The organism is Sporofaciens musculi (genome assembly GCF_009830285.1).
In the GTDB taxonomy this organism is placed as follows: Bacteria; Bacillota; Clostridia; order Lachnospirales; family Lachnospiraceae; genus Sporofaciens; species Sporofaciens musculi.
This window is the reverse complement of record NZ_WUQX01000001.1, coordinates 2,652,858-2,679,686: the sequence shown is the minus strand read 5'-3', so window position 1 is coordinate 2,679,686 and position 26,829 is coordinate 2,652,858. Positions and strand designations below refer to the sequence as shown.

The 26,829-nt window shown below is 42.6% G+C and carries 19 protein-coding genes, 1 pseudogene and 2 CRISPR repeat arrays; of the genes and pseudogenes, 12 read left to right on the top strand and 8 right to left on the bottom strand.

Going from position 1 to position 26,829, the window contains the following annotated elements:
* Nucleotides 1-3: 3 nt before the first annotated feature.
* The 6 genes from GN277_RS13420 (at nucleotide 4) to csn2 (ending at nucleotide 8,043) form a co-directional block, all read left to right on the top strand.
* On the top strand, nucleotides 4-759 hold the full coding sequence (locus GN277_RS13420) for a HipA domain-containing protein (RefSeq protein WP_159751494.1): 756 nt from the start codon (nucleotides 4-6) through the stop codon (nucleotides 757-759).
* Nucleotides 760-834: 75 nt separating this feature from the next.
* Nucleotides 835-1,779 (top strand): helix-turn-helix transcriptional regulator, encoded by a 945-nt coding sequence (locus tag GN277_RS13415; RefSeq protein ID WP_244324714.1) that lies wholly within the window; start codon nucleotides 835-837, stop codon nucleotides 1,777-1,779.
* Between the two features lie 298 nt (nucleotides 1,780-2,077).
* Nucleotides 2,078-6,184, top strand: a complete 4,107-nt coding sequence (gene cas9 / locus GN277_RS13410; RefSeq protein WP_159751493.1) for a type II CRISPR RNA-guided endonuclease Cas9 — start codon at nucleotides 2,078-2,080, stop codon at nucleotides 6,182-6,184.
* The gene (gene cas1, locus GN277_RS13405; protein ID WP_159751492.1) at nucleotides 6,181-7,053 is read left to right on the top strand and encodes a type II CRISPR-associated endonuclease Cas1; all 873 of its coding nucleotides are present in this window, start codon (nucleotides 6,181-6,183) and stop codon (nucleotides 7,051-7,053) included. The genes cas9 and cas1 overlap by 4 nt, the downstream gene beginning before the upstream one ends.
* Nucleotides 7,043-7,363 carry a CRISPR-associated endonuclease Cas2 gene (cas2, locus tag GN277_RS13400; protein WP_244324713.1) on the top strand — a complete coding sequence of 107 codons (321 nt, stop codon included), beginning with the start codon at nucleotides 7,043-7,045 and terminating at the stop codon, nucleotides 7,361-7,363. The genes cas1 and cas2 overlap by 11 nt, the downstream gene beginning before the upstream one ends.
* Nucleotides 7,360-8,043, top strand: coding sequence for a type II-A CRISPR-associated protein Csn2 (gene csn2 / locus GN277_RS13395; protein WP_159751491.1), 684 nt, complete (start codon nucleotides 7,360-7,362; stop codon nucleotides 8,041-8,043). The genes cas2 and csn2 overlap by 4 nt, the downstream gene beginning before the upstream one ends.
* Before the next feature lie 80 nt (nucleotides 8,044-8,123).
* A CRISPR array of direct repeats spans nucleotides 8,124-9,478; the repeat unit is 36 nt; unit sequence GTTTGAGAGTAGTGTAATTTCGTATGGTAGTGAAAC.
* Between the two features lie 192 nt (nucleotides 9,479-9,670).
* On the opposite strand, the gene GN277_RS13390 is transcribed toward csn2, so the two are convergent.
* The 3 genes from GN277_RS13390 to GN277_RS30220 all read right to left on the bottom strand — a co-directional run bounded on the left by GN277_RS13390 (nucleotide 9,671) and on the right by GN277_RS30220 (nucleotide 13,072).
* Nucleotides 9,671-10,873 carry an IS110 family RNA-guided transposase gene (locus GN277_RS13390; RefSeq protein ID WP_244324712.1) on the bottom strand — a complete coding sequence of 401 codons (1,203 nt, stop codon included), beginning with the start codon at nucleotides 10,871-10,873 and terminating at the stop codon, nucleotides 9,671-9,673.
* A 448-nt stretch (nucleotides 10,874-11,321) separates the two neighbouring features.
* Nucleotides 11,322-11,864: a CRISPR direct-repeat array (repeat unit 36 nt; unit sequence GTTTGAGAGTAGTGTAATTTCGTATGGTAGTGAAAC).
* Nucleotides 11,865-11,919: 55 nt separating this feature from the next.
* Nucleotides 11,920-12,777: an IS3 family transposase gene (locus tag GN277_RS13385; RefSeq protein WP_244324962.1), complete on the bottom strand. Its 858-nt coding sequence runs from the start codon at nucleotides 12,775-12,777 to the stop codon at nucleotides 11,920-11,922.
* On the bottom strand, nucleotides 12,674-13,072 hold the full coding sequence (locus GN277_RS30220) for a transposase (protein WP_244324711.1): 399 nt from the start codon (nucleotides 13,070-13,072) through the stop codon (nucleotides 12,674-12,676). The genes GN277_RS13385 and GN277_RS30220 overlap by 104 nt, the downstream gene beginning before the upstream one ends.
* A gap of 981 nt (nucleotides 13,073-14,053) precedes the next feature.
* On the opposite strand from GN277_RS30220, the gene GN277_RS13380 reads away from it, so the two are divergent.
* Together GN277_RS13380 and GN277_RS13375 are read left to right on the top strand one after the other, a co-directional pair.
* Entirely contained in the window at nucleotides 14,054-14,878 is an 825-nt protein-coding gene (locus tag GN277_RS13380) for an MBL fold metallo-hydrolase (RefSeq protein WP_159751490.1), read from the top strand.
* Between the two features lie 51 nt (nucleotides 14,879-14,929).
* Nucleotides 14,930-15,595, top strand: a complete 666-nt coding sequence (locus GN277_RS13375; protein ID WP_159751489.1) for a hypothetical protein — start codon at nucleotides 14,930-14,932, stop codon at nucleotides 15,593-15,595.
* A 128-nt stretch (nucleotides 15,596-15,723) separates the two neighbouring features.
* Here GN277_RS13375 and rpsT read toward each other — a convergent pair whose 3' ends face one another.
* Nucleotides 15,724-15,987 (bottom strand): 30S ribosomal protein S20, encoded by a 264-nt coding sequence (gene rpsT / locus GN277_RS13370; RefSeq protein WP_159751488.1) that lies wholly within the window; start codon nucleotides 15,985-15,987, stop codon nucleotides 15,724-15,726.
* Between the two features lie 201 nt (nucleotides 15,988-16,188).
* On the opposite strand from rpsT, the gene gpr reads away from it, so the two are divergent.
* The 4 genes from gpr (at nucleotide 16,189) to GN277_RS13350 (ending at nucleotide 22,729) form a co-directional block, all read left to right on the top strand.
* On the top strand, nucleotides 16,189-17,178 hold the full coding sequence (gpr, locus tag GN277_RS13365) for a GPR endopeptidase (RefSeq protein ID WP_159751487.1): 990 nt from the start codon (nucleotides 16,189-16,191) through the stop codon (nucleotides 17,176-17,178).
* 20 nt (nucleotides 17,179-17,198) lie between these two features.
* On the top strand, nucleotides 17,199-18,476 hold the full coding sequence (spoIIP, locus tag GN277_RS13360; RefSeq protein ID WP_244324710.1) for a stage II sporulation protein P: 1,278 nt from the start codon (nucleotides 17,199-17,201) through the stop codon (nucleotides 18,474-18,476).
* Between the two features lie 78 nt (nucleotides 18,477-18,554).
* Entirely contained in the window at nucleotides 18,555-20,474 is a 1,920-nt protein-coding gene (locus tag GN277_RS13355; protein WP_159751486.1) for a DNA gyrase/topoisomerase IV subunit B, read from the top strand.
* A 14-nt stretch (nucleotides 20,475-20,488) separates the two neighbouring features.
* Entirely contained in the window at nucleotides 20,489-22,729 is a 2,241-nt protein-coding gene (locus GN277_RS13350; RefSeq protein ID WP_159751485.1) for a DNA gyrase/topoisomerase IV subunit A, read from the top strand.
* A gap of 47 nt (nucleotides 22,730-22,776) precedes the next feature.
* Here the strand turns inward: GN277_RS13350 and GN277_RS13345 are convergent, their stop codons facing one another.
* The 4 genes and pseudogenes from GN277_RS13345 to GN277_RS13330 all read right to left on the bottom strand — a co-directional run bounded on the left by GN277_RS13345 (nucleotide 22,777) and on the right by GN277_RS13330 (nucleotide 26,759).
* Complete coding sequence (locus GN277_RS13345; RefSeq protein ID WP_159751484.1) at nucleotides 22,777-23,544, bottom strand: hypothetical protein; 768 nt, start codon at nucleotides 23,542-23,544, stop codon at nucleotides 22,777-22,779.
* A gap of 36 nt (nucleotides 23,545-23,580) precedes the next feature.
* Nucleotides 23,581-24,432: an ATP-binding cassette domain-containing protein gene (locus GN277_RS13340; RefSeq protein ID WP_159751483.1), complete on the bottom strand. Its 852-nt coding sequence runs from the start codon at nucleotides 24,430-24,432 to the stop codon at nucleotides 23,581-23,583.
* Nucleotides 24,429-24,797 (bottom strand): GntR family transcriptional regulator, encoded by a 369-nt coding sequence (locus tag GN277_RS13335; RefSeq protein ID WP_159751482.1) that lies wholly within the window; start codon nucleotides 24,795-24,797, stop codon nucleotides 24,429-24,431. The genes GN277_RS13340 and GN277_RS13335 overlap by 4 nt, the downstream gene beginning before the upstream one ends.
* Before the next feature lie 173 nt (nucleotides 24,798-24,970).
* Nucleotides 24,971-26,759: pseudogene (locus tag GN277_RS13330) on the bottom strand (aminopeptidase P family protein).
* Nucleotides 26,760-26,829: the final 70 nt, after the last annotated feature.

The window sequence follows — 26,829 nt, the reverse complement described above, 5'->3', positions numbered from 1 at the left end:
AGAATGTTTCGGGAAGAAATTGAGCAAGAATATATTGTCGCAATGGATGGAACAAGTGAAGGAACCCAGATGAAATATAAGAAAAATAATTATTGGTATAAAAAGGATTGCCGTGGCAGGGAAGGTCTTGCCGAATATCTGATATCTGGTCTGCTCACATATTCGGACTTGAGTTCATCTGAATATGTGATCTATGAGAAAGGTTTGATTAATGAGGTGGAAGGATGCCGAAGCAGGGATTTTCTGAAAGAGGGAGAAGAATTGGTTACGTTTTATCGGTTATATTATAATGAATTTGGGAAAGACCTTTCTCATGTTCTGGTAACTATGGAGACGATGGAGGAAAGGATTGAATACGTTGTAAGATTTGTCTGGCAGAGCTGTGGCGTTGACATTAGAGAATATTTGAAGAAAATATTTACTTTGGATATGATTACTTTGAATGAGGATCGCCATCTGAATAATTTGGCGGTTCTGAGTCAAGGGAATCAGTTTGTACCAGCGCCGATTTTTGATAATGGAGTATCCCTGCTCACAGCAAATCAGAGTGTAAACTGGCATTTTCCGATGGAGGAAAATGTGAGACGTGTGGTGGCAAGACCGTTTTGTGGCTCTCATGAGAGGATGTTTAAGTATTTTGGGGTTGGGTTTCATCTGGATTTTCCTGCAGTAATGAGGTGGCTTAAGAAAGAAGACGAAAGCAGAGAGAAGGATGTGCTGATCTATCAATTACAAAGATATCCGTTTTTGGCAAGATGATAGTTAAAAAGAGGGTATGTGAAAGGAAATATTATGGCGCGCTCTAGTATGCAAAAGAAGAAAATACTGCTGGTCATGAAAGAATTATTAGAAAAAACGGATGAAAGTCATCCATTATCAATGACAGATTTGATTTTCATGTTGTCCAATAATGGAATCTCGGCAGAACGAAAAAGTATTTATCACGATATTGAGGTATTGAGGGACTTTGGAATTGACATTGAGAACAAACGGGAGAAGCCAGCGGGATATTATGTCGCCAGCCGTGATTTTGAACTACCAGAGTTAAAGTTGTTGGTAGATGCTGTGCAATGTACCCGATTTATCACAAAAAAGAAATCAGAAGAATTGATTAAAAAGTTGGAGAATCTCGCAAGCAAATCAGAGGCGGCACAGTTGCAGAGGCAGGTTTTTGTAGTCAACCGCAATAAGACAAAGAATGAGAATATTTACTATAATGTTGATAAGATTCACACAGCAATATCTGAAAATGCCAAAGTACGCTTTCAATATTATGAATGGACGGTCGCCAAGGAGATGCGTCTTAGAAGAGAAGGGATGTTTTATGAGATTAGCCCATGGGCGCTTACCTGGGATGATGAGAATTATTATATGATTGGTTATGATCAAGTCAGTCAGGTAGTCAAGCATTATAGAGTGGATAAGATGGTCAAGTTAGAGGTGATGAAGCGTTCAAGAGAGGGAAAGGAATTATTTGCCAGGTTTGACCTTGCCAGTTATTCTCAGAAAATATTCGGGATGTTTGGCGGCGAAGAAGAAGAAATTCGATTAGTATGCAAAAATGAACTGGCAGGTGTTATGATTGATAGATTTGGAAAGGAAGTTTGCCTTCATCCTGTCAGTGAAGCTTCTTTTGCAGTTACAATCAGGGTCAATGTAAGCCAGCAATTTTTCGGATGGCTGTTTGCATTAGGAGATAAGGTAAGGATTGAGGGGCCAGTTTGGGTTATACAGCAGTTTAAAGAACGAATGAGGGCGGTGCAGGAATGTTACAAATAAATGTTCGGAGGTACAGGCAGGATTATGGGACAGTAAAAATGATAGAATAAGAGAAATAAAAAAGACCTGTCACCAGATCTTAAGGTTCTGCACAATGCAGCAAAAGGATTTGAATAAATTTTTATTTGAACTTGTAGTGTAATCTCGTATGGTAGTGAATCATTCGAGATATTTATACTATAAATGATTAACCGAAATTTGTCAAGTAGTAAAATAGATAAGTATAAGGTTGAGTGTAAGGTGAATATAGAAATTACTATGTAAAAAGACTGATTTAACAGACAGAAGGAGGAAGTTTATGGATGAGAACACAGAAAAGAGGTATTTTTTGGGACTTGATATAGGTACGGATTCTGTCGGATGGGCAGTAACCGATTCAGAATACCATATATTGAGACGCAAAGGGAAAGCAATGTGGGGAGTGAGGCTGTTTGATGCGGCGGAAACTGCGGCGCAGCGTCGGACATTCCGTACAAATCGAAGAAGAATTCAGAGAAGAAAGCAGAGAATCCGGCTGTTACAGCAATTATTTGCAGAGGAAATAGCTAAGATAGATTCAGGTTTTTTCCAGAGAATGTCGGACAGTGCATTCTGGCAGGAGGATAAGAGTGAGCAGCAGATTTATTCTCTGTTTTCAAGTCATCCTCTGGTAGATGAAGCTGTTTCGTATGAAAATATATATAATACAGATGTGGAATATTATAAAGAATTTCCTACTATCTATCATTTGAGAAGCGCGCTAATCAGAGAAAAAAAGAAGTTTGATCTGCGTCTGATATATCTTGCCATTCACCATTTGATGAAGCATAGAGGACATTTTTTGTTTAGTGGAAGTATCAACAATGTAACGTCATTTCATATGACATTTCAGACGTTTACAGACTGTCTTTTAGATGAGTTTGGGGTGGAATTAGAATGTGATTCGGAGGATAGATTTGCAGAGATTTTAAAGGACAAGCATAGTAGAAAAACTGCAAAGTGTTCTGAGCTTGAGGAACTCTGCCATGTTGAAAAAGCAGATAAACAACTGAAAGAATTATTTAAATTGATTACAGGCATGAAAGCTAACTTAAGTGTCATATTCTCTGAGGATGAACTGGCAGAGATTGAACACAATAAGGTCAGTTTTTCAGAGAGCAGTTATGATGAAGTGCGTCTTGCACTGGAGGATGAGATTCAGGAACGGGCTGGCATTCTGGATATCTTCCATGGGGTGTATAGCTGGGCAATTCTGGCAGAAATCCTGGAAGGCGGCGAGTATGAAGGTAATTCTTATCTGAGTGTGGCAAAGGTTAATTCTTACCAAAAGCATGGAAATGATCTGCGCATATTAAGACGATTAATCCGAGAATACTGTCCGGAGGATTATAAAATCTTTTTTTCATCAGCAGGAAAGGATAACTATTGCGCCTATGTGGGTTCTTTAAAAAAGAACGGAAAAAAGCAGCAGATAAAACGGTGCAGCCAAGAGGATTTCTATAAGGCGTTGAAAAAGATACTGAATAAAATGCCGTCCGAGCATCCGGAGGTGAGGGGGATTTTAGTAGAGGTTGAGAACGGGACGTTTTTACCTCTGCAAGTGAGTAAGGATAATGGGGTAATACCTTATCAGGTAAATAAAATTGAATTAGAAAAAATATTACAGAATGCAGAGGAACATTTTCCGTTCCTTAAAAATATGGATGATGAGTGTGGAAAAACGGTCAGTGAGAAGATTATGAAGCTGTTCGAGTTCCGGATTCCATATTATGTAGGTCCTCTTAATACTGCAGGCGGAGAGAATTGCTGGATGGTCAGAAAAGAAGATGGACGAATATATCCGTGGAATTTTGATGATAAAGTGGATACCGATCGGTCGGCTGAAGAATTTATCCGTCGGATGACAAATCAATGTACTTATCTGCTTCATGAAGATGTTATACCAAAGAATTCTCTGCTTTACTCAGAATTCATGGTGTTAAATGAATTGAATAACATAAAAATACGTTCAGAAAAGCTGTCAGTGGAATTAAAACAGGATATTGTATCCAATTTGTTTAAGCGGCGTAAACAGGTGACTGGCAAAAAATTGATGAATTACTTGAATGCGAATGGATATGATGTGAAAAAGGAAGACTTATCTGGATTTGACGGTAATTTTAAAGCCTCTATGTCTTCATATATTGTATTGAAGGAAAAAGTATTTGGAGAAGACTTAGAAAAATATAGCGTTCAACAGATGGCGGAAGATATTATCCTGTGGATTACTTTATATGGAGAAGACCAGAAGATGCTGCGCAGGGTGATAAAGCGTCATTATGAGAGAGAACTGAGTGAAAAACAGATAGAGGCTCTGGTAAGATTGAAATTCCAAGGATGGGGGAGATTATCGAGGCGGTTTTTGAGTGAGCTTGAAGGCGCTGACCGTGAGACTGGCGAGTGTATGACCATCATGCAAGGGCTTCGGAATACACAGAATAATTTAATGCAGCTTTTAAGCCAGCAGTTTACATTTATGGAAATGATTGAGGAGGAAAATGGAAGTTATCATGTAGATGAGATTACATACGATAGTCTTGTAAAGGATATGGTTATTTCTCCCTCAGTCAAAAGGGCTGTATGGCAGACGGTTCAGATAGTAGAAGAGATACGAGAGATTATGGGAGGCCAGCCAGAGAAGATATTTGTTGAGATGGCCAGGAGTAATGAGGAAAAGAAGCGTACAACCTCCAGAAAGGACAAGTTAATAGAGGCGTATGCAGCGATTAAAGATGAAGCGCGTCAATGGCAGGAAGAACTGCAAAAATATTCTGATGGAGATTTTAAGGCGATTAAACTTTATCTGTATTATACGCAGATGGGGCAATGTATGTACACCGGAAGAAAGATTGATTTGTCACAGTTGAATAATGCCACCATATGGGATCGGGATCACATCTATCCCCAGTCAAAAACCAAAGATGATAGTCTTGATAATCTGGTGCTTGTGGACAGGACAGTAAATGCGAAAAAGAGCGATGGGCTGCTCTCACCTGAAATCCAACAGAGGATGGGCGCTACATGGAAATATTTGAAGGAGAAGAAGCTGATTTCAGAAAAGAAATATGAGAGATTAACCAGGACTTCTCCTTTGAGTGATGAAGAATTGGCAGGCTTTATTAACCGGCAGTTGGTAGAAACCCGTCAGTCCTCCAAGGCAGTAGCCACATTCTTGAAACGAGTGTATGGGGAAGCGGAGATTGTTTATGTTAAGGCAGAAGCAGTTTCAAGTTTTCGGGCGGATCAGAATAAATATAAGACATTGGATTATGTGAAGGTGCGTGATTTGAATGATTATCACCACGCTAAAGACGCCTACCAAAATATTGTAGTGGGGAATGTCTATTTTGAAAAATTTACGAGTAATCCTCTGCGTTGGTTAAAAGAAAATCGTAGTACAGAGTACAGCTTAAATCAAATGTTTAATTTTGATTTGTATAAAAATGGAAGGGTGATATGGAGACGGGGGAAAGATGGAAGTATCAAAGTTGTTGCTGATACATTGTTAAGAAACGATATTCTATTTACCAGATACGCTTTCTGTAATAAAGGCGGCCTATTTCATCAAATGCTTGTTGCAGCGCCGGAGGATCTAAAGAAGGCAAAAGGTTTAGTGCCGATTAAAAAGGGAATGGATACCTTGAAATATGGAGGGTATACATCTGTAACTCCTTCACATTTTATGTTGGTTGCATCGGAAGATAAGAAGGGGAAGGAAATCAGAACGATTGAAGCTGTTCCGTTGTACAGATGGAAAGAATTTGAGAGTAATCCGGAGACATTGCTTCAATATTGTGAGGAGTTCTATGGTTTGAAGAAACCGCGGGTGCTTCTGCCATGTATTAAGAAGAATACCCGATTAATAGTTAATGGATTTCCGATGCATTTGAAAGGAAGTACCGGAAAACAGTTAATTCTTCAAGGTGCGGTTCAGTTGTGTCTGGATAAAGAAATGGCTGTATATTTGAAAAAAGTGACAAAATATCTGGAAGAAAATGCGCAGAGGAGAGATAAAAGAACTTATTTGGAGGTGCGTGCTTTCTCAGGTATCAATGATGAAGAGAATATAGAATTGTATGATTTGTTTATTGATAAATTGAGTCATACAATATATCAGCATCGTCCGGCAAATCCGAAGGATAATCTTGTAAAAGCAAGAAATAGGTTTATGGAGTTAAGTTTGGCTGAACAGTGTATAGTGTTAGGAGAAGTGTTGCATTTGTTTCAGTGTAAACCATTAAGCGCTGATTTAAAACTAATTGGGTTACCTTCACATACTGGAGAAATAATGGTTGGGAAAAAAATTAGTAATTGTCTTTCTGTAAAGTTGGTTAGTCAGTCTGTGACAGGAATCAAAGAACGGGTAATAGACCTGTTGCGTATATGAGTTGGAGAATTATAGTTATATCAAGAAGTGCAAAGTTAGATTATAAACTGGACTATCTGGTAGTGCGGCAGCAAGAGATTACCCGTATCCATCTAAGTGAGATATCGGTTCTTATGATTGAGTCTACGGCAGTATCATTGACTGCCGCGCTGATGAATGAATTGACCAAAAGAAAAATTAAAGTAATCTTTTGTGATGAGAAAAGGAATCCCTCCTCTGAGTTGATTTCTTATTATGGAAGTCATGATACAAGCGCTAAGGTAAAAAAACAGATGGAATGGACAACGGAAATGAAGTCTATGGTTTGGACAGAAATTGTGACAGAAAAAATTAGGAAGCAGATGGAGTTTTTGAAGCATCTGGGAAGGGAGGAATTTCAGCTTTTAGAAGAATATTTGGATGAAATTGAGCTTGGAGATGTAACGAATAGGGAAGGACATGCTGCGAAGGTGTATTTTAATGTATTATTTGGGATGAAATTTACCAGAACAGCGGATAATCCTTTTAATGCGGCGCTGAATTACGGATATAGCCTGCTGTTATCTGCCTGCAATAGAGAGATTACGGCAAATGGATATATTACGCAACTGGGGCTTTTTCATGACAATATGTTTAATCAATTTAACTTTGGGTCAGACCTTATGGAACCGTTCCGGATTCTGGTGGATGAAGAAGTTTACTTGATGAAGCCTGAAAAATTTGAGCATGATGAAAAGATGAGAATGGTTAATGTTTTGAATCGTGAGGTGGTTATTGATGGGAAAAGAAATTATTTGAATTATGCTATTAAGATTTACTGTAAAAGTGTATTTGACGCTATGAATGAACAGGATATATCATTAATCAGGTTTTATAGAAATGAGCTATAGATATATGAGGATTATGGTATTTTTTGATTTGCCAACAATTACGGCGGGGAATCGAAGGGAGTATGTAAAGTTTCGGAAATATTTGATAAAAAGTGGGTTTATTATGCTGCAGGAATCGGTCTATTGTAAACTGACGTTGAACTCGACTGTTTCAGAAGCAGTTGCGCAGGGAATACGCAGGAATAGGCCGCCAGAAGGGCTTGTACAGGTTTTAACATTGACTGAGAAGCAGTTTTCAAAAATGGAAATGATAACTGGGGAGTACAAGTCCGAGGTCCTGCAGAGCGACAAAAGATTGGTGATATTATGAAGTTAGTCCATAAAGATTTTCATTTTGTTTTTCATTTTAAAGAAAATACGAGAAGTCTGTTGGTAATAGAACAGCCAAGAATTTTTTTAAGACTGGTAAGCGAATTGACTGCAAGTGATTGTGAAGAAGAATCAGGATTTGTATTATCAGAGAATGATGAGGTTCTAAAAAAGAAGGATAAATTAGCTTGTATCGTTAATCCGTTGGCAATATCTTTAAATGAACGAAAGTTATTAAGCAAATTGGGTGAGCTGTTGAAGAAGGAGATATTGTCAACGGAATTATTGGTTGAGGGAAATAGGATTATATCTGATTTGGAGAGTTATGTGATTAATATTGTTCAGGGTATGGAGTGGGGATTAGTATATTCTGATAAAATGGATATCCAGAGTTTGTTAAAGCTTGCTGAAATTCGGTTTGATGATATGCATGAGTCATTGGTTGAGAAAATTTTAGACTATATGAAAGTGTCATGTGAATTGCTGGATGTTAAATGTTTTGTGTTTGTACATTTACTTTCTTATTTGACAGAGTATGAGGTTGAAAAATTTTATGAATATGTGCATTATCAAAAGATTTGCGTACTTTTGGTGGAGAATAGACAGCCGGATATGGTAAAAAAGTATTCTGAAACTATAATTATTGATAAAGACTCTTGTGAAATTCATTTGGATGTGTAATGATATAAGATAATACGAAGTTACGATGTTGTAGTGGCATTTTCTACTCGCCCGACAATTTTTTTGTTTTGAGGTTTGAGGTTTGAGAGTAGTGTAATTTCGTATGGTAGTGAAACATATTTCCTTCACCATCCGTCAGGGATATTGTTTGAGAGTAGTGTAATTTCGTATGGTAGTGAAACTTGTTGGCCTGTCTTTGAGTATGAAAGTGGGTTTGAGAGTAGTGTAATTTCGTATGGTAGTGAAACTCTTGGAGAATCATTCCTGCAATTCTTTTAGTTTGAGAGTAGTGTAATTTCGTATGGTAGTGAAACTTGTTGGCCTGTCTTTGAGTATGAAAGTGGGTTTGAGAGTAGTGTAATTTCGTATGGTAGTGAAACTCTTGGAGAATCATTCCTGCAATTCTTTTAGTTTGAGAGTAGTGTAATTTCGTATGGTAGTGAAACGATATATAAACAATGAGAGTTGGAGAACGTGTTTGAGAGTAGTGTAATTTCGTATGGTAGTGAAACTTACCTCCTATATCATCACAATATCTTTCAGTTTGAGAGTAGTGTAATTTCGTATGGTAGTGAAACGGACATTGTTTTTAGTTGGAAGCTGTTCAGGTTTGAGAGTAGTGTAATTTCGTATGGTAGTGAAACGCATCATCTATTATGAATGGTTACACCATTGTTTGAGAGTAGTGTAATTTCGTATGGTAGTGAAACCCAGGATCTACTAATAACTCGCTAGACATAGTTTGAGAGTAGTGTAATTTCGTATGGTAGTGAAACCTCCACAGTGCTGCATTAGGGTTTCGATGAGTTTGAGAGTAGTGTAATTTCGTATGGTAGTGAAACTAGAGGGCAGTTTGATGATTGGTCTTTCGAGTTTGAGAGTAGTGTAATTTCGTATGGTAGTGAAACAACGTCCATTATTCGGCTCGCCTCCTAATCGTTTGAGAGTAGTGTAATTTCGTATGGTAGTGAAACTTGCAAATTTACCGGTAATAGAAGAGAATGGTTTGAGAGTAGTGTAATTTCGTATGGTAGTGAAACAGGGCAATCAAAGCAAAGGTAGATGAAAAGGTTTGAGAGTAGTGTAATTTCGTATGGTAGTGAAACAGGGCAATCAAAGCAAAGGTAGATGAAAAGGTTTGAGAGTAGTGTAATTTCGTATGGTAGTGAAACATGCGATATTGATAATGAAGGTCGTCTATGGTTTGAGAGTAGTGTAATTTCGTATGGTAGTGAAACAAGGGGGAGCTGCACAAGGCCGCCGACGTTGTTTGAGAGTAGTGTAATTTCGTATGGTAGTGAAACCGACATCCCGTCAGCCCCCTGCAACCATTCGTTTGAGAGTAGTGTAATTTCGTATGGTAGTGAAACCATGCAATATGTAGGACAACCAGCGCAAGGTTTGAGAGTAGTGTAATTTCGTATGGTAGTGAAACAAAGAAAGCAATTTGGTAATATGTCAAGAGGAAAATGAAAAAGATTTTCTTGGAAAAGGGTAACCTTAATAGACCTACGGTCTATTAAGAACGTAAGTTCGATATGCAGTATGGATTACCTACTCTTTTCCGGAGAGTAGAGTTGGCCCTTGTCCAGCAGACCAAAGAGCAGACGTATAAATTTACGGGAAGTCAACGCGAGTGCTCGTTTATGCTGATGGTTTCTTGTCTCAGCATATTTTTGTCATAGAAAGCTTTGTATTCAGGACAGTGTCTTATAACACTTCCGGCAGCTTCTATGATGTAGTAGCGCAGATATCTGTTGCCAGCTTTGCTCATGTGTTTGTCTTCGGCTACGAAATCGCCAGAGTCATTATCGTTCCAAACGATACCACAGTATTTTGCGAGGGCATTGGCATTAGGAAAAGCCTTAATGGAACCCATTTCGGCCAAGATACCGGCTGAATAAACTTTACCAATCCCAGGAATGGAATTCAGTACAGTGTACTCGTCAGGGTTTAGTCCCTGAACTGTTTGAAGGACTGCTTTATCAATCGCTTTGAGTTCTCTTTCAAAGGAACTGATACAGTTAAAGGAAGAAGCGATTGAGATAGTAAGCGGCTCATAGAGGCATTTATCAAGCCGGTATGAGTTGCGGGCTGCAGCCTGTAAGATTTTTGCTGTTTCTTCCGGATCAGCAATACGGCCTTTGCTCTTGGAGTTAATAAAAGCAACGAGGTCTTCTACGGATGATTTTGCGATATCTTCATTCGTTGTGTACTCGGTAAGAATGGCTTCGGCTGTAGCACCATATTTGTTTGCGAATGGATGCTGCCCATCACGGAGTAATGCGTATTCACTGAACTTGAGATAAATGTTGTTAAGCATGTAAGTCTTTTCTCTTGCGATACATTCAGTGATGTGCATACGGTGTCTGGTAAGACGCTGTAAGGCAAGGTATTGGGAGCCACGCCAGGGTTTGATTGCAATACGTCCCACACGGGCAAAATCGGCAATCACATAAGAGTCAATGCCATCATTTTTTCCGATATCGTTAAAGGACTTTTTGTAGTTCTTAACTTCTTTCGGATTGAGACAGTAAACTCTGACAGAGAATGGAGCAAGCAGGTCACTGGCAGAAAGATAATTCGCCAGATGGACACCATAGAAACCAGTAGCTTCCATACCGATCATAACGTATTTGAACTGATGGTTGTGTTTTAATACATCAGAAATCATCTGTTCAATAAAAGCTGCACCTTCCTGAGTGTTTTCTACAGATTTCATCCTGATGTAGAATTCCTCGTTGAAATCAAGTGCAGAGATAACATGAACACGGGATGCAATATCAATCCCAACAAACAGTGTTGAGAGGTAATCAATATGTTCTTTCACGGATCATCACCACCTTTCAATAAAAGTGAAGAAGAGTAATCATGGGTTATCCCAGACCACTACGCCGGCCTAAACCTCGCGTTATGAGCATTACCTGGAAGAAATACCCTGCTGGTGGCTAGATACCAGGATGCAGCATTTGTGTAATAAGTCTTAGCGCAGTATTAGGGTTGCATGCTTTCTTGGCAATAGCAAACGCTTTGCAGGAGCGATGAAGCAATGACCATAGCTACAATTCTTATGGAACTTATTGTAACATCTGGGACCATGACTATAAAGTAACTTATTAACCAATAGACAGAGAATGGATGAACCAGCGTGATTGAAGAAGAATCTTCGGAAAGGATGTTTAGAATTATCCTTCTGTCTAATCAAAAAGAATAAGTCTGTAAGCAGTTTTTCTTGCTTACAAACTTATTATACGAGGAGCAATTATTATGAAAGAATGGTTTGAGAGTAGTGTAATTTCGTATGGTAGTGAAACCCTGCGAATCTCGTTCAAAAGAGCGTTCTTGTTTGAGAGTAGTGTAATTTCGTATGGTAGTGAAACTATTTGCGTATAAGAAAAGAGAGAGCGTATGTTTGAGAGTAGTGTAATTTCGTATGGTAGTGAAACGTCCGTTTAGAGTTAAGGATTGTGTACTAAGTTTGAGAGTAGTGTAATTTCGTATGGTAGTGAAACAAATCTATGAGATATCAAGGGCAAACATATGTTTGAGAGTAGTGTAATTTCGTATGGTAGTGAAACAAAGAAGCTAGATGGAATTGCCGCTGGTGCGTTTGAGAGTAGTGAAATTTCGTAAGGTAGTGAAACAGAGGCGAGAGCAACCGCCCCCGTCAAGTGGTTTGAGAGTAGTGAAATTTCGTAAGGTAGTGAAACGTATCCCCCTCATGGCAAAGATAACGGTATGTTTGAGAGTAGTGAAATTTCGTAAGGTAGTGAAACCGTCATACCGTTTGAGAGTAGTGAAATTACATATGGTAGTGGAAGGTGGATGACATACATTGGATCTATGTCAATACTTTAGACAAAAAAAGTTGAAAGATTATGCTGCTTTTTTGAGTTCCTCATCCTCCTTTTGCTGTGGTGTCAGATAACCGATAGAGCTATGGATCCGTTTACGGTTATACCAGCCCTCTATGTATTTAAAGATTGCTCTGCGAGCTTCCCTTAAATCCTGGTAAGTATGAAGATAGATTTCTTCCTTTTTCAGTACGGAATGGAAAGATTCCATACAGGCATTATCGTATGGATTTCCCTTACGACTAAATGAATGCAGGATTCCTTTACTGCCCAGGCAGTCTTCAAATGCCTGGCTCGTATACTGACTTCCAAGATCACTATGAAGGATGATCCCCTCGGTATCCCTGACATTCAGGCATGCGTTTTCTACCGCTTTAACCGCCAGTTCCGCCGTCATAGATGTGCCATAGGCATACCCTATAATCTTTCGGCTGCACAGATCCATGACAGAAGCCAGATAGGTCCATCCTTCTTTCTGTACATGGATGTAAGTGATATCCGTACACCATTTCTGGTTGATGGTCTCCGTCCCAAAATCACGCCTCAGGATATTTTTCTTATCCTCCGGGATGCTGCCATGGTTGGCATGATGATTGTACTTCTTTACTACGATAGAGCGCAGTCCCTGCTCTGCCATATGCCTCTGCACCCTCTTGACGCTGCAAGGTGTACCATTATCATTCAGCACACGGCATATTTTGACAGCCCCATACCTTTGTTTTGAGTCATCATATGCCTGTTTCACTTTCCTGCCGAATTCCGCATATGCCTTCTGCTTATTTGAGGGTACACAAACCAGAGCCTTGTAATAGGTACTCCTTGGGAATTTCAGAGCGCTGCAAAGCTGAGATACACAGTAGCGGGTTAAGTTGTTCTGGATAAAGGAAACAATCTCGGCTATTGTTCTTTCGCGAATATGGCGGTCGCTTTTTTAATATTTCATTCTCAATCTTAAGGCGTTGGATTTCTTTCTGGAGAGCCTTATACTCCTTAAGGGTGACCGTCTCCTCCCGGGATACTTTGATGGGGGAGAGCTGTTTTACCCAGTTGCTGAGTGTGCTTCGATTTACGCCATATTCACGCTCCAGTTGCGGATACGAGGTTCCTCCGGCATTATACAGATCCACGATCTGCTGCTTGAATTCCGGAGTGTAAGATTTCTGGTTTTTCGCCATGTAAAACATCTCCTTTGCTTTTTCACTTGATAGTATAGGTTGTTCAACTTTTCCTGTCCACACTTATATACTAACACCACATGTGTTTATCCATTAATAAACGCAACAATCTATTGAATATCGAGAAAAGGCATGCACGTATGTCAGAATAGTTGAGAAAACAACTTAATTATACGGTTGTCTGTGTAGATGAATATGTAAGTAAAAACAGACTTCATCTAAGAGTGCTCTTTTATATTTTAGTGTGGTATAAAAAAATTAATAGCTTATTCTCAAAAATTTCATGATAAAATTAAGAAAATATAGATAACTCTGCTTACAGAACATGGAAAAGTAAAAGTACAGCTTTCCTACATCCTGCAAACAGAGTTACACACAGCTCCATAAGACAGCCACTTATACACATTCCCACAATGCCCATGATGAAACACGTTCCATTCTTCCATTTTTTACAAATAACAAACAGGGAAAGCATATGTTTGCAAGCTGGATAATAGAGAGATATAGGGACTGTACATTGCGAATTATAAGCTTTTCGGGGCGGAATAACGATATATAATATAAAGCTATGCTTTTGTATGAACAGGATTTCAAATTATAAGGTCAAGAAGGAATGAGCTATTGGACGGCGAAAGGGCTTATATAAAAATGTATGGTGGAATTATATGACTCTGATGGAAATTAATTTGATAAAAATTGGTAATATGCTTGTGAAAAAACCATCTTCGGGTAGTTCAATAAATTTAAGCGCGTAACGAATGAATATATCTACGAATTAGAATCCCTTGACGGGAAACATAAAGGGGAAGCTTTGCAGACAGGAAATTGATACCTATTGTTCTTTTGTCGGCAAGGTAGATCTGTCCGGCACATAAAGCCCGACCTGTCCAGCAGTCAGTCGGATAGGGAACGGCATATTTTTTTACAACCAGGAACCTTTTATTACAGACAGACCAACGAATAGAAGGGAGAATATAGAGAATGAAAATCATCAACTTAATAGAAAACACCCCTGGCATCCAAAACTGTGGATACGAGCATGGGTTAAGCTTCTATATCGAAACAAAGAACCACAGACTTCTTGTAGACAGCGGCGCAACAGATTTATTCCTTTGGAATGCCAAGACACTTGGCATCGATTTAACAAAAGTTGATACCATGATACTAAGCCACGGTCATTATGACCATGGAGGAGGAATACCAGCATTTTTGAGAATTAACCCAGATGCACTCATCTACATGAAGGATTCCTGCCAGGAAGATTACTATCATCTGAAACCAGACGGCGCAAAATACATAGGTATTGATAAATCCATCCTCAAACAAAAGCAATGTATCCAGGTCTGCGGAGACTTAGAGATTGACGACGAATTATTCTTATTCACAGACGTACCTTCCAGGCGATATCCCGCAAAGGGGAATCTTGTCCTTAAAAAGAAGGAATCAGGAGAATATATTCAGGATATATTCTGCCATGAGCAATTTCTTGTGATTACCCAGGGGACTCAGAGAATCCTGCTGTCCGGATGTGCGCACAGCGGAATTCTGAACATTTTGGACCGGTATACGGAGATTTTTCATTCAGAGCCAGACATGGTAATCAGCGGCTTTCATATGATGCAGGATGAACCGTATTCCCAAGAAGAAGTTGAGAACATCAGGCAGATTGCCCATTGCCTGTCTAAGATGGATACAATCTTTTATACAGGCCATTGTACAGGAAAGGCTGCTTTTGATATTATGAAAGAGATTATAGGAGACCAGTTGCGGCTGCTTCACAGCGGACAAACGATTCTGGACGTCTAAAATAGATGGGGACAAACCTACAGCTAAGAGTACAGAAGTAAGAGGTAATATATGGCAAGAGTTTTTAAAAAAAGAAAAAATGCGTCTGCGATCTCCGTTATTGGAGGCGCCGACGGGCCAACAAGCATTTTTATCGCAGGAAAATCAAAAAAGAAAAGTTTAATAGAAAAAATCCGGAGGAGGAGTTACTTAAGAAAAAAGAAGAAGGCGGCTGCTTCCATTCGTGCGGGTGCCCATACTTTTGAAGAAGTAGTGCTGTATCTAAAGAAAAAATATGGAGCAGTTGAGAAGCCGAAAGATAGTGTTTCCTATCAGGAAGAATATAAATGTGTAAAAGAGTCTCTGATTTTGCGTTATCAGCCGGAATTATTGGGAGAACTTGCTGTGGTTTTGGATTTGAAAGGAAGGAACAAGGCTTCCATTCAAGAGCTTCTTAGGCAGACAGAAGCTAGAAGTAAAGCGGCACAGGCAATTTCGGACAAGGAGTTCCCATTGGATTTTCATATTTATAGAGTAAGTACCAAAACAGGGACGATTGAATTCTCAATGGAGAGAAGATGGGGGCTGATTTCCTGTTCCTACAGCGGAAAGAAAGAAGAAATGAAGAAGCTTAAGGCAATCTATAAAGACGTATATCTGTACTATGGAGTCTCAGAGGAAGATATCCGCAATCAGACGGAACGCTTCCAGGAATTAGTGAATGTTCTGGTGATTTAGAAAGCTTCCCTACAGTTTCAAACAAGGAAGTCTAAAGGCTCCTTGCCAGATCCAATATAACAAAAAAACAGCCACTGACGGTATGGCTGTTTTTATTCTCTACATCTATCATTCTCAAGCAACTGCTCTTAAGCAATTCCGTTCACGGCCTTTGCCAGACGGGAAATCTTTCTTGAACAGGTATTCTTGTGATAAACGCCCTTGCTTCCTGCTTTCTTAATCTCAACAGTCGCAACCTTAAGCGCCTCGGCTGCAGCCTGTGCATCCTTGTTCGCAACAGCAGCCTCAACCTTCTTCACGCAAGTCTTTACCTTAGATTTGATTGCTTTGTTTCTTGCAGCTTTTGTTTCGTTCACTAAGATTCTCTTCTTTGCAGATTTGATATTAGCCAATTTGTCCACCTCCAATATCTTATATTTCGATTCATTCGTATCGATGACTGACTTCGTTAGAGCCGGACACGGACGTTCTAACGAAACATACGAGTTTATTTTAGGACAAGGAATGGTTTCTGTCAATACATATTTCTCAAAATATTGTAAAAACTAGCAATAAACCAGTAATAGATTAAGAATAAAGTGAGGATGTAAGGGATGATTGAAAAGTATAGCATCAGAACGGACCTTGCTCTTGAGGATAAGGAGCGGTTTGAATCGGACAATGTGGAGGTTCAGGGCGTTTCCCTGAAGGAAGACTATGACGAGGAACGGGAGATTAAGGTGACGACCGTTAAGATTGAGACGGAGAACGGTGCGAAGGTGATGCGAAAGCCGGTAGGCACCTACATCACCATGGAGGCGCCGAACATGGCGGTTCCCGACGAGGATTATCACGACGAGATTTCTAAGGAGCTAGCCAAGTTCCTTGCCCGCTTTATTAAGAAGGATAAGGAGGACTTCTCCATCCTTGTGGTGGGGCTTGGCAACCGCAAGGTAACGCCAGATGCATTGGGTCCTTATGTGGTGGACAACTTAAACATTACTCGTCATATTGTGAAGGAATACGGCAAATATGCCATGGGCGAGGAGGATGTCCGACTGGTGAGCGCCATCGTTCCAGGAGTCATGGCCCAGACAGGTATGGAGACTGTTGAAATCATTAAGGGAATCGTCCGCGAGACGAAGCCGGATATGATAATTGCAATAGATGCTCTGGCTGCAAGAAGCTCCAAACGTCTGAACCGAACCATTCAGATTACAGACACAGGAATCAATCCAGGCTCCGGTGTTGGAAACCACAGAAACGCCATAACCAAGGATACAGTAGGAATACCGGTTCTGGCAATCGGCGTGCCCACGGTGGTGGACGCGGCAACCATTGTCAATGACACCATGGAAAATCTGATTCTGGCTCTGGAGAGCTCGGAAACTCTGCGAGGGGTGGGCGTTGTGATGCAGGGCTATAATGCGGCAGAAAAATATGAACTGGTAAAGGAGTTGATTTCTCCCCATTTGAATGGCCTGTTCGTGACGCCCAAGGACATTGACGAGACGGTAAAGCGGATTAGCTATACAATCTCGGAGGCTTTGAATATGCTTTTTTCAAGAGGACATGCACATAATCAGGAAATGGGTGTCATATAGTGTAAAGGAATTGATATCCTGTGCGGACGACAGTTCGGGACGCCCCGAAGGAAGGGGAGTCCCTTACTGTTTGTGTAAAGGTGAAATTAATATGCAGATGGAGTGATAATGTGGAACGAAGAAAGCAGCTCAGCCAAATATTGATTGTTGTCATACTGGGAATCCTGGCAGTCTATACCTGCATGAATATTTCCCCGCCGTCAAAACCAGAACAGACGGACCAGACAAAAATAAACAGGCTGTTGATGGAGCATGCCAAGAAAACATTTCTGACAGGCTTCGTCTATGTGGAAAATGGAAACGACGGTTCGTTTGCAGACTGGATTACAGAAACTGCTATGGAGATGATTCCCCTTGGCACATACATAGAGGGGAAATTCTTGGCACATACGGATGTGGAGGATCAGGAGACATACCAGATGATTCTTGCCAATCAGGCGAATGACGAGAACATGGTGGATGAAAACGGAAAACTGGTGAAGAAGGACGGGCAGGAGCCCCAGGTAGTTCAGACATCTGCGCCGCAGATTGATACATCTATGGAGAAAATGATGAATTACGAGTATCTATTAGGTACATTTTATACCGTTGACTCCAGCACCATGGCAGATCCAGAACTTTTGAATGCCAAGGTACTTCTGGAAAAGAATATGAAGATTGACCAGACGAAGAAAGGCCCTAAGGTGCTTATTTACCATACCCACTCCCAGGAGGCGTTCGCAGATTCCGTTCCAGGAGACGAGAGCACAACGATTGTGGGGATGGGGAATCTTTTGACAGAGCTTCTCAATGATACATACGGGATTGAAACCATTCATCACAAAGGTGTGTATGACATGGTGAACGGAAAGCTTGATAGGAGTATGGCTTACGACTTGGCAGAGCCGGAGATACAGAAGATTCTCGACGAGAATCCCAGTATCGAGGTGGTCATAGACCTTCACAGGGACGGTGTGGGCGAGCAGACCCATCTGGTGACAGAGATAAACGGAAAACAAACGGCGCAAATCATGTTTTTTAACGGAATGAGCCGGACCAAGGCCAACGGCAATATCGGTTATCTGGCTAACCCGTATATCCAGGACAATCTGGCATTTTCCCTCCAGATGCAGCTTGCGGCAATCGCGAAGTATCCTGGCTTTACCAGACACATTTATCTAAAAGGCTACCGCTATAATATGCATTTTAAACCGAAGACCCTTCTGATTGAGGCAGGAGCCCAGACCAATACGGTGGATGAGATGCGAAATGCAGTAACATATCTGGCAGACGTACTAGATACTGTGCTTACAAAATAAAATGTATTTGAACAATGCTACATTTTGTGCTAAGATGTGGAAGGTGTGGAAATATTTACGAAGAAAGGATCTGATGATATGGCAAAGAATACATATGATGCAGATAGTATTGCCATACTGGAAGGGCTTGAAGCAGTACGGAAAAGGCCGGGAATGTATATCGGAAGTGTGTCAACGAAGGGGTTGAACCATCTGATTTATGAGATTGTGGATAATGCTGTGGATGAGCATCTGGCTGGCTTCTGTACAGAGATACATGTGATATTGGAAAAAGACGGTTCGGCTACGGTTACCGATAACGGGAGGGGCGTGCCGGTGGGGATGCACGCAGCGGGCGTGTCTGCGGCGCGGGTGGTCTATACCACACTCCATGCAGGGGGCAAGTTTGACGATACCGCTTATAAGACCAGCGGGGGACTCCACGGTGTAGGTTCTTCTGTGGTAAACGCTCTGTCTGTCTATATGGATGTGGAGATCAGCCGCGAGGGTTATATCCATCATGACCGCTATGAGAGAGGAAAGCCGGTCATTGAGCTTGAGGACGGGCTGCTGCCGAAGCTTGGGAAGACGAGAAAAACCGGCACGAAGGTGAATTTCCTGCCGGATGATACTATATTTGAGAAGACGAAATTCCGTTCGGATGAGGTTAAAAGCCGGATGCATGAGACGGCGTATTTAAACCCCACCCTTACGATTGTATTTGACGATAAGCGGGGGAGTGAGACAGAGCATATTGTGTACCATGAGCCGGACGGAATTTTAGGGTTTATCAAGGACTTAAATTCTAAGAAGGAGACAGTTCATGATCCTGTGTATTTCAAAGGAGAGGCGGAAGGTATCGAGGTGGAGGCTGCATTTCAGTATGTAAATGAGTTCCATGAAAATGTGCTGGGCTTCTGCAACAATATCTACAATGCAGAGGGCGGGACTCATCTGACTGGATTTAAGACTACGTTTACCACTGTCATCAACCAGTATGCAAGAGAACTTGGAATCCTGAAGGAGAAGGATACGAATTTTACAGGCGCAGATGTCCGCAACGGAATGACAGCCATCGTCTCGATTAAGCATCCAGACCCAAGGTTTGAGGGGCAGACTAAGACGAAGCTGGACAACCCTGATGCGTCCAAAGCCTGCAGTAAGGTGGTAAGTGATGAGATTATCCGCTATTTTGACCGAAATCTTGAGAATCTTAAGAAGGTGATTGGCTGTGCGGAGAAGGCGGCGAAGATTCGTAAGACGGAGGAAAGGGCCAAGACCAACCTTCTCACTAAGCAAAAGTATTCCTTTGACAGCAACGGCAAGCTTGCCAACTGCGAGAGCAGGGACGCTAAGAAATGTGAGATTTTTATTGTGGAGGGAGATTCCGCCGGCGGCTCTGCCAAGACAGCCAGGGACAGGATGTACCAGGCAATCCTCCCAATCCGCGGTAAGATTCTGAATGTGGAGAAGGCCAGTATTGACAAAGTCCTTGCCAACGCAGAGATTAAAACCATGATTAATGCGTTCGGGTGTGGATTTTCGGAAGGCTTCGGCAATGATTTTGACATCAGTAAGCTTCGTTATGACAAGATTATTATCATGGCGGATGCGGACGTGGACGGAGCCCATATCTCCACTCTGCTTTTGACCCTGTTCTATCGGTTTATGCCGGAGTTAATCTTTGAGGGACATGTCTATATTGCCATGCCGCCTCTTTATAAGGCCATGCCCAAGAAGGGGGAGGAAGAATATCTCTACGACGATAAGGCGCTTGAGAGATACCGAAGAAGCCATGACGGGCCCTTTACCCTTCAGCGGTACAAGGGGTTGGGAGAGATGGACGCAGACCAGTTGTGGGAGACGACCCTAAACCCTGAAACGCGGCTTTTGAAGCTGGTAGAGATTGAGGATGCCAGGATGGCGTCCACAGTAACGGAGATGCTCATGGGGACAGAGGTGCCGCCGAGAAGGACATTTATCTATGAAAATGCCACGGAGGCAGAGTTAGATATTTAAGGTAGGAGAATAAGATGCAGGATTCACAGATTATCAGAACCGAGTATTCGGATGTGATGAAGAAATCATATATAGATTATGCCATGAGCGTTATCATTGCCCGTGCCCTTCCAGATGTACGGGACGGGTTAAAGCCCGTTCAGCGGCGGACCCTCTACGATATGCACGAGCTGGGGATACGCTATGACAGGCCTTACCGGAAATGTGCCCGTATCGTGGGCGATACCATGGGTAAATACCACCCTCACGGCGACAGCTCGATTTATGAGGCTCTTGTGGTTATGGCCCAGGAATTCAAGAAGGGAATGATTCTGGTTGACGGCCACGGGAATTTCGGCTCGATTGAAGGGGACGGCGCGGCGGCCATGCGTTATACAGAGGCCCGTCTTGCCAAGGTTACCCAGGAGGCTTATCTGGCAGATTTGGACAAGGATATTGTGGACTTTGTGCCGAACTTCGACGAGACAGAGAAGGAGCCTGAGGTGCTTCCGGTACGCCTTCCTAATCTCCTGGTCAACGGTGCGGAGGGGATTGCGGTAGGTATGGCCACCAGCATCCCCACCCATAACTTAGGCGAGGTGATTGACGCTGTCAAGGCATACATGAAGAATGACGACATCAGCACCAAGCAGTTGATGAGGTACATTAAAGGGCCAGATTTCCCCACAGGCGGCATTGTGGTGAATAAGGACGACCTTCTGGACATTTATGAAAATGGAGCAGGCAAGATAAAGATTCGGGGCAAGGTGGAGGTTGAGGAGATGAAGGGCGGCAAGAGTCGTCTTGTGATCACCGAGATTCCATATACCATGATTGGCGCGGGGATTGGGAAGTTTTTAAATGATGTCTGCGCTTTAGTGGAATCAAAAAAGACCAGCGATATTGTGGATATCTCCAACCAGTCCTCCAAGGAGGGAATCCGGATTGTCATTGAGCTAAAGAGGGGTGCGGATATTGAGAATCTGACCAACATGCTTTATAAAAAGACCCGCCTTGAGGATACCTTCGGGGTAAATATGCTTGCAGTTGCAAACGGAAGACCGGAAACCATGGGGCTTAAGAAGATTATTGAGCATCATGTGGATTTTCAGTTTGAGATGGCCACCAGAAAGTACCAGAACCTTTTGAATAAGGAGAAGGATAAGAAGGAGATTCAGGAGGGGTTAATCAAGGCATGCGACGTGATTGACCTGATTATAGAGATTCTCAGGGGAAGCCAGTCTGTGAAGGACGCTAAGGCTTGCCTGGTAAGCGGTGTGACTGACAATATCAAGTTTAAGACCAAGATTTCCAAGAAGATGGCGTCCATGCTTCGGTTTACAGAGAGGCAGGCAACGGCAATTCTGGAGATGCGCCTTTATAAGCTGATTGGCCTGGAGATTGAGGCGCTTATGAAGGAGCATGACGAGACTCTTGCAAAGATTGCCCGTTATGAGGAGATTCTGAACAATTATGATTCTATGGCGCAGGTCATTATCGAGGATTTGGACAGGCTTAAGGCTGAATTTGCCCGCAAACGGCGCACCGTGGTGGAGAACGCTCAGGAGGCGGTCTACGAGGAGAAGAAGGTGGAGGAACAGGAAGTGGTGTTCCTGATGGACCGGTTTGGTTATGCAAAGACAGTAGACAGTAATACTTATGGAAGGAACAAGGAGGCAGCGGACGCTGAGAATAAGTATATTATCTCTTGTATGAACACAGGGAAGCTCTGTGTATTTACCAATACAGGGAAGATGCATCAGGTTAAGGTGCTGGATTTACCCTATGGGAAGTTCCGCGATAAGGGAATTCCTATTGACAATGTGAGTAACTATGACAGCACTCAGGAGGAGATTGTATATCTCTGTGACTCTGAGCAGATGCGCTATGCCAGACTGTTCTTTGCAACAAAGCAGGGGATGGTCAAGAAGGTTGACGGTAATGAATTTCAGGTGGCCAAGCGGACCATTGGGGCCACGAAGCTTCAAGCGGACGATATGGTGGTTACCGTTGGGGTCATCTGTGAGGACCAGAGCGTGGTCCTTAGGACAAAGGACGGATATTTCCTGAAATTTTCCGCAGAGGAGGTAGCTGAGAAGAAGAAGGGCGCCATAGGCGTGCGAGGGATGAAGCTTAGGAAGGATGACGAGGTTAAGGAGGCTTATCTTCTTGAGGAAGGGGCTGAGGTGAAGGTCATGGTTGGAGAAAGAGAGGTGTCCCTTGGTCGGCTTAAGATGGGGAAAAGAGACGGGAACGGGACGAAGGTACGGGGGTAGAGGCTTATGCACTACCCCCTTTTTGTCAGTGATAATATAAAGGTGTTCTAAACCATATCCGTTTTCCTCAGAATACGATAGCAGATTCCTGTCATAATCACCGAGACAACCGTAAACGTCAGCATCCCGCGAAAGGGACTTCCGCTGGCAGTTCCCATAATATCCAGCGTATTCATAATCTTCAGCAAAAATTCAGCAAACCTGCGTACAGGCCCCGGAGAAAAGAATGCAATGGCTGAAATGCCAGGGAGTAATCCGCAGAATGCTATCGGCAGCGCAACACAATAAACGGTCCGGAATTTTTTCGGCAGCCTTAAGTAGATTCCGGCAATCAAAAGTCCGAGTACGGCAAACATAAGGCAGATAAAAAATGACATGAAAAACCCCACAGCTATTACAAAAGCTTCATTGCTCCTCTCAAGAAATTTCGGATAGAACAGGAACACAAAGCTGCTGAGGCTAAAATTATTCGTTCCGGCAGAAAACAGGGAAACCTGGCTGATTACCCGAAGAAGCACATCCAGCAGCGCGCACATAAAGCTTATGATTGTGATTACGCAGATGGTGCTTCGGAAGAAATCTTTTCTGGAAATACTGTTCTGTAACGCCAGTTGGCAATGCTCTTTGTATATGGAGATTGTGACCACAAAACAGAAGATTACACTTGAGAAGCCATTACCGTTTACGCTTACATTCACGTTGCTATAATTTATGGAAATAACGGACACAACGGCTGTAAGCAGAATCATGATTAAAGCATAGACAAAGTAGCCAAGCAGCAGGTCCTTTAATTGATATTTCATCATTTTTTTCATAATCAGATACCTCTTTCTATTTGAATCACTGGTTCGTTAGGCGCCATCCGTCAGACGGATGAATAATTTCTGCAGGTCCATTTTGGAAACTTCTGTTCCTGAGGGAAGCTGGGAAGCAGGAGCGCCCATGACATAAGCGGTCTTTAACCCGCCCAAGGTGTCCACTCCGATAACCTCTTTCCCTTCCATATATGCGTCAATCTTTGCCCCAGGCCCGCTGATACAGTAGCCGCTGTCAAGAAGGGTATCCAAGGGTTCATTGCGTATAATCTCCCCATTTTTAATGATAACCACATGCTCGATTAGATTCGCTGCCTCCTCAATTAGATGGGTGGAGATTACAATGGTAAAGGGCTGCTCAGAGTATTTCTCAATCAGAGTTCGGTAGAATAAATCTCTGTGGCAGGCGTCAAGGCCCAGAACCGGTTCGTCCAGGAATACGAAGGGTACGTTCACGGACAAGGCGACAATATTTTGGAAAATGGACCGGTATCCGGTTGACAGGTCTTTGATTTTCTTTTTCACGGGCAGCTTAAAGCTCTCGCAAAGCTTCTTTGCATATTCCCTGTCAAAATCAGGGTAAAATTCCTGGCTCCACTTCAACGCCTGCGAAACCTTCATCCCCTCCGGATACAGGTTGCTTTCATTGGCGAGAAAACATGAGGAGAGCGCGTCGGTATTCTCGGTAAGGCTTTTATTATCGAGGGTGACCCTGCCGCTGTCGGCAAACAGACGGTTGTTGATAATGTTAAGGAGAGTGGACTTGCCGGCGCCGTTTCTTCCAAGGAGGCCGTAGATGGTATTCTCCTCAAAACACAGGTTGACGCAGGAGAGCGCCTGTGTGTCTTTAAATGACTTGGATACGTCTTTTACTTCGATTCTGCTCATTGTACAAATCCCCTTTCAATCATTGCGATAATCTCGTCACTGGTAATTCCCAGTCTCTTAGCTTCCTCTACCAGCCTGCTGATATAATTATTATAGAACTGGTCTTGTCTTTTCTTTTGCAGTTTACTTACGGCTCCCTGTGCTACAAACATGCCGACCCCCCTTTTTTTGAAAATGATTGCTTCATCCACCAGCAGATTGATTCCTTTGAGGGCTGTGGCGGGATTAATCTTATAATTAACGGAAAATTCCGTGATGGAAGGTATCTGACTTTCCTCCGGAAATGCCCCTGTTAAGATTCCGTCCTCAATGCCTTCGGCAATCTGGATGAAAATAGGCTTTTCTTGGTCAAGGTTTAGTTTCATGGAAATCCTCCTTGCTCTATTTGCTAGTTGCTTGAGTGGTTAGTTAGTTGAGTAATTAACTATAAATGTATTAAAGCACAGATATTTAAGAATGTCAATAGGGAATAAATAAAAAAAATCATGCACCCTTTGATGCATGATTTTTTTATTGCTATATTCAGAGCAGGATAAACTTAAATAGCCCTTGTATACTCCTTAAGCCATTCCCTCTCCTCATCATTGAGATGGGGGGGAAACGAGTTCGTATACCTTTGCATGATAAGCGTTCAACTGCTCCTTATCCTCCTGTCTCATCATATCCGGCTTGACCGCGTCCAAATCAATGGGAACATAGGTGATCGGCTCAAAATAAAGGAACTGTCCGTACTCTGTCTTTGGGCCTTTTCTTATCACCAGCTCATTCTCGGTGCGGATACCGTGAGAGCCTTCAATATAAAGCCCTGGTTCATTGGTGATGACCATGCCTGCCTCAAGAGGAGCCTTTTCCTTTTCGCGGACTGCACAGCGGAAACCAGCGGGAGCCTCGTGGATGTTCATCAGATAACCCACGCCGTGGCCTGTTCCGTGATTATAGTCCAGTCCCCGCTCCCAGGCAGGCATCCTTGCCATGGCATCCAGGTTAAAGCCGGAGATACCGTGAGGGAATACGGCGCGGGCCAGATGCAGGTTGCACAGAAGCACTGTCGTGAAATCCTCTTTCATCCGGTCTGTAATCTCTCCGAAGGCAAAGGTTCTTGTAATGTCCGTAGAGCCCTCCATATATCCGCCGCCTGTGTCCGTCAGGAACAAGCCGTTGGTAGTGACTGGAACATTGGTTTCAGGGGTGGCAGCGTAGTGAACGATAGCGGCGTGCTCTCCAGAGCCACAGATTGGCTCAAAGCTCTGCCACAGATAGCCCTCCTGCTCCTTTCGGAAGGAATCAAGCTTTTCGGCGGCGCTGATTTCCGTAATCTTTGTCTTTCCAATATTCTTCTTCAGCCAGTACATGAATCTGGTGACTGCCACACCGTCCTTGATATGGGCATTGATAATGTTCTTAAGCTCAGTGTCATTCTTCATTGCCTTCATCAGCACTTCCGGATTCATCTTCTCAATGACCTTCGCCCCTTTCGGAATATTGTTGTAAAGGGCGTAATTCAGCCTTGACGGGTCAACAAGTACGCTGTCCTCGGCCTTCAAGTTCTTGACATCCTCGTAAACGGCGTTGTACGGGTGGATGGAAATACCATCTTTTGCCAGAGTCTCCTTCATCTCGGCAGTTAGCTTACGTTCGTCTACATAAAGCTTCATATCCTCCATAGTAATGATGGCGTAGGAAAGAAGAAGGGGAAAATACTCGATATCATCGCCTCTTAAGTTGGTGGTCCAGCAGATATCATCCAGCGCAGCAAGGATATGGACGTTGGCTCCCTCCTGCTTCATGGCCTCCCTGATGCGGGTCAGCTTGTCTGCCGTACTCTCGCCTGTATATTCGATTCCCAGGGCAAATGCCGGCTTCTCGGACAACGGCGGACGGTCCTCCCAAATCTTATCTACTAAATCCGCTGAATAGTCAATCTTACCATTCTTGGGAAGGAGTGCGGACATTAAGGCCTGTCCTTCTCCCATGGCCACTACTCGTCCGTCAAATCCCAGCGTGCCTCCTTCTGGAATGACGTCCGCGATATAGTCCTCAAGGGTTGGAACGTCGGGCTGCCCCATCTTAAACAGTGTAACTCCGCTTCCCTCAAGCTGATTTGCCGCCTGAATAAAGTATCTGCCGTCTGTCCAAAGTCCTGCCTCTGTCTTCGTAATAACAGCGGTTCCGGCAGAGCCGGTAAAACCTGTCATAAATGCCCTTGCCTTAAAATGCTCTCCTACATATTCGCTCTGATGATTGTCGTCTGTAGGAATCAGGTATGCGTCGTACCCTTTTTCCTCCATGAGAGCGCGAAGGGCCGAGATCCTTTCTGGTACAGTCATATGAATAAACCTCCCTTAATAAATAATATTTCTTTTAGATTTATTCTAACATATCTATTTGCAAATTGAC